The sequence below is a fragment of the Streptomyces sp. RP5T genome, assembly GCF_003933965.1.
In the GTDB taxonomy this organism is placed as follows: domain Bacteria; phylum Actinomycetota; class Actinomycetes; order Streptomycetales; family Streptomycetaceae; genus Streptomyces.
Map to the genome: position 1 here is coordinate 1 of NZ_RSAJ01000826.1, position 2946 is coordinate 2946.

At 70.9% G+C, this 2946-nt stretch carries 3 protein-coding genes and 1 pseudogene; 3 read left to right on the top strand and 1 reads right to left on the bottom strand.

From position 1 onward, the window contains the following. On the bottom strand, positions 1-1105 hold a 1105-nt coding region (locus tag EHS43_RS41625), incomplete at its 3' end, for a sensor histidine kinase (RefSeq protein ID WP_148104256.1). A 314-nt stretch (positions 1106-1419) separates the two neighbouring features. Between EHS43_RS41625 and glnII the strand changes: the two genes are divergently transcribed. The 3 genes and pseudogenes from glnII to EHS43_RS48525 all read left to right on the top strand — a co-directional run. After that, positions 1420-2448, top strand: a complete 1029-nt coding sequence (gene glnII / locus EHS43_RS41630) for a glutamine synthetase (RefSeq protein ID WP_125195691.1) — start codon at positions 1420-1422, stop codon at positions 2446-2448. A 162-nt stretch (positions 2449-2610) separates the two neighbouring features. Continuing rightward, positions 2611-2733: a hypothetical protein gene (locus EHS43_RS48520; protein ID WP_260470959.1), complete on the top strand. Its 123-nt coding sequence runs from the start codon at positions 2611-2613 to the stop codon at positions 2731-2733. Continuing rightward, positions 2700-2946 (top strand): annotated as a pseudogene (locus EHS43_RS48525) (winged helix family transcriptional regulator); the annotation flags it as partial. The gene EHS43_RS48520 and the pseudogene EHS43_RS48525, both read left to right, overlap by 34 nt.

A 2946-nucleotide genomic window follows, 5' to 3' on the forward strand; every position in this document is an offset into this window, starting at 1 on the left:
CCCCTTCCCTCTCCCTCACGTGATGCAGGTCGATCCAGATCCGGTCGGCGCCCGCGTGCTTGACCGCGTTGGTGAGCGCCTCGCTGACGGCGAAGTAGGCGGCGGACTCCACCGGGGCGTCCGCACGGACCGGCAGGTCCACGTTCACCTCCGTCGGGACCGGCATCCGCAGGGCCAACGCCCGTACCGCGTCGCCCAGTCCGCGCTCCGCCAGCACCGGCGGATGGATGCCGCGCACCAGGTCGCGCAGCTCGGTGAGCGCGTCCACCGAGGACTGACGGGCCTGCGCGAGGAGCTTTTTGGCCTGCTCGGGGTCCTTGTCGAGGAGCACCTCGATGGTGCCGAGATCCATGCCCATGGCGACCAGGCGGGCCTGCGCCCCGTCGTGCAGGTCCCGCTCGATGCGCCGCAGTTCGGCCGCGGAGGTGTCCACCGCGTCCCGCCGGCTCTCGGTGAGGACACGGACCCGCTCGGCCAACTCGCCCTGTCCGGCACCGAGTACGGCCCGGGTGAGGCGGAAGTGGACGCTCAGCAGCCGGGGCGCCAGGGGGGCGAGGGCCAGCAGGGCGAGGCCCAGGGCGCCGGCGGCGAGCGCGGAGCTCTGGTCGGCGACGCGCACGAAGCCGTACCAGTAACCGCCCGACGAGGAGAGCGGACGCCACAGCCCGGCCGCGACCGCGAGCCCCTCCAGCGGGTAGAGGACGACCACCGCCGCCGACAGGGCGGTCACGAACCCCGCCGTCATGTCCACCGGCAGCCACCGCAGGTCCCGCCAGGTCGCCGGGTCGCGCAGCATCCCGAAGGTGCGCGTCCAGGGGTTGGCGTCCTTCGCGACCGGCCGGTACGCCGACGGGATCCGCACCCCGCCCCACTGGGCCGCCAGCACCCGCCGCCAGTCCGCGAGGACGCGCACCCCCGTCAGCACCCACGGGGTCGTGATCAGCCCGATCCCGAGCGGTACGAGCGCGAGGGACACCAGGGCGAGGACGAGCCCGACGACCGCCCCCGGCAGCGTCACCAGCGCCAGCCCCAACCCGCGCAGGGCCGCGAGCCCGACGGCCCGCGCCTTCGTACCGATACCGCCGCTGTCCTTCTCGATGCTCATGCCGTCAGTCTGGTCGAGGTGCGGACGCCGGTCACGGGGCCTGAGCGGCCGGTCGGGGGGTGGTGCCAGATACACCCTTTGCATACGAGGCGCGCGAGCCACGGACGCCGTGTCGCCCTGTCGACTTTCACGCCGCCCGTAGCGCTCACACAGTGAATCCCGCCACAGCACCACCAGGTAACACGGGGTTCACATTCGAGCAATGACCGGGAAATCGCCTGTTGACAGGCTCGCGGGCATCAAGTGGCGGCGTTTCAGTGCCGCAGCGCCGCAGCACCCGCAGTGCGTAGACACATCCCCGAAGGAAGTGGCCCGTGACCTTCAAGGCTGAGTACATCTGGATCGACGGCACCCAGCCGACGGCCAAGCTCCGTTCCAAGACGAAGATCCTGGCGGACGACGCCAAGGGCGCGGAGCTTCCGATCTGGGGCTTCGACGGGTCCTCCACGAACCAGGCCGAGGGCCACTCCTCGGACCGTGTCCTCAAGCCGGTCTTCTCCTGCCCCGACCCGATCCGCGGCGGCGACGACATCCTCGTGCTGTGCGAGGTCCTCGACATCGACATGACGCCGCACGAGTCCAACACCCGTGCCGCGCTGGCCGAGGTCGCGGAGAAGTTCGCCGCGCAGGAGCCCATCTTCGGCATCGAGCAGGAGTACACGTTCTTCAAGGACGGCTACCCCCTCGGCTTCCCCAAGGGCGGCTTCCCGGCCCCGCAGGGCGGCTACTACTGCGGTGTCGGCGCCGACGAGATCTTCGGCCGTGACGTCGTCGAGGCGCACCTGGACAACTGCCTGAAGGCGGGCCTCGCGATCTCCGGCATCAACGCCGAGGTCATGCCCGGACAGTGGGAGTTCCAGGTCGGCCCGGTCTCCCCGCTGGAGGTCTCCGACCACCTGTGGGTGGCCCGCTGGCTGCTCTACCGCACCGCCGAGGACTTCGGCATCGCCGCGACCCTGGACCCGAAGCCGGTGAAGGGCGACTGGAACGGCGCGGGCGCGCACACCAACTTCTCCACCAAGGCGATGCGCGAGAACTACGACGCGATCATCACCGCCGCCGAGTCGCTGGGCGAGGGCTCCAAGCCGCTCGACCACGTCAAGAACTACGGCGCCGGCATCGACGACCGCCTCACCGGCCTGCACGAGACCGCCCCGTGGAACGAGTACTCCTACGGCGTCTCCGACCGCGGCGCCTCGGTCCGCATCCCGTGGCAGGTCGAGAAGGACGGCAAGGGCTACATCGAGGACCGCCGTCCCAACGCCAACGTCGACCCGTACGTGGTGACGCGTCTGCTCGTCGACACCTGCTGCTCCGCGCTGGAGAAGGCCGGCCAGGTCTGATCCCCGCTGCTCCCCGAGGGGCGTCCACCGGCCACGGTGGGCGCCCCTCGGTGTCGTGTCACACCGATTTCACGCCGGGGGGCCGTCCGGTTTTTCGCCGGTGACCGTCCGGCCAGTGAGAGAAGGCTCCTGCCGCGCGCCGGTGTCTGCTTCAATGGGCTCATGACCGGCTACCAGAAGATCACCGCGACGGGTCGCCATGACCTCGAGCCCTTCTGGCCCTCCCGTCAGCACCACGACTTCGACCGGGTGTGTTGCCGCGCGACGAACGCGCCGGCCCTCTAAAGCCGTACACCCCGGCCTTCGGCCAGCGCGCAGACGTACGTCCCCCGACGCCCCTCTCGCGCGAAAGAGCTGACCTCATGGCGACCACTCGTTCCCTCCCCACCGCCACCCTGCCCACCCCGTCCGAGAACGGCGCACGGCACCGCCTGCGAGCCGTCGGCCCGGACGAGGTCCCGCACGTGGCGGAGTTCCTCCCGCCGGGCGCCACCTGGC

Excerpts from the sequence above, each read along its gene's own strand:
- EHS43_RS48520 (WP_260470959.1), top strand. The coding sequence starts at position 2,611 with ATGACCGGCTACCAGAAGATCACCGCGACGGGTCGCCATGACCTCGAG.